Below are 1,146 nucleotides of genomic sequence, written 5' to 3' on the forward strand. Positions count from 1 at the left end.
GTACGGGGTTTTCGTCACTCAGTTATTTGCATCGTTTTCCGATTCATAATATAAAAATTGACCGAAGTTTTGTGAGTGGAATTATAAATAATGAAAAAGACCATGCGATTGTAGAAAGTATTGTGCTATTGGCGAATCGACTTGGCATTGACGTGACAGCAGAAGGTGTAGAAACAATAGAGCAATATCAAACATTAAAGAAAATGGGTACAACCAGAACGCAGGGTTACTTCCATAGTAAACCCGTTGACCAGGAGGCTGCGGTAAAGTTATTGGTTAATAGATATAACTTATTGGTTCAGTCATCATAATTGGGTGCAAGTCATATTACCTATATTTGATTGTTACTATTTAGATGATATGAAATTTGTTAATTTTATATCATCTAAATAGTGTTTTGACGCTGGATCAAATTGGGTGTTTAACCAGGGCTACCGCATGAGTGCTTAATTTTTATATATGGGGCTAAAAGTTTTTTATTTCGATTAAACTCTTTTGGTAAATCTATAGCAGATTTTTAAAAGACATCCAGGCCCTTCAAAAACAATTACTGGATATTTAATTAAGTTCTCAATACCAAAATTTTTTCGAATAACCACCAAATCACTTGATATCAAAGTTGCTGATAGGTTAAGTTATTGTTGATAAAGATGAGTTTGATTTTTGTATGCGATTATAGGCCTGGTGGCTATACTGTCTTACAATCAGTTTATGTTCTGCGAACAAGGGCAATATACAAATGCTCAAACGTTATGTTTCAGAATCTGACGTATAAAAAATAATATAAAATAAATTATACTGGAATAATGATGAAATCAGACATTTTTAAACAACGAGCTAAGGCTTTCGATTATCTGTTTGATGCGTTGGTAGTGACTGATATGCAAGGAATTATTGCAGACTGGAACAAAGGTTCTGAAATTCTTTACGGTTATACTAGAGAAGAAGCCGTTGGCCAACCAGTCAATATTCTGCATGTGCCTGAAGACATCGAGCAGATCTCTTCAGAAGTGATATCTGCTGTGGAAAAGTATGGGAAATGGACCGGTGAAGTTAGGATGTTGCATAAAAACGGCGATATTGGCTGGGTAGAATCCATATGTGTACCCATTTATGATTCAAATAACCAGATGATAGGTGCTTTAG

General features: G+C 34.9%; 2 protein-coding genes. Both read left to right on the forward strand.

The window, feature by feature from the left end; all coding sequences use genetic code 11:
• A partial coding sequence (locus H5202_RS22940) for an EAL domain-containing protein (protein ID WP_182774046.1) occupies positions 1–311 on the forward strand: 311 nt, incomplete at its 5' end.
• 495 nt (positions 312–806) lie between these two features.
• Positions 807–1,146 (forward strand): PAS domain-containing protein (locus H5202_RS22945; protein ID WP_259397459.1); only part of this gene is annotated, 340 nt, incomplete at its 3' end.

Source organism: Shewanella sp. SG41-4 (assembly GCF_014164505.1).
Taxonomy (GTDB): Bacteria; Pseudomonadota; Gammaproteobacteria; order Enterobacterales; family Shewanellaceae; genus Shewanella.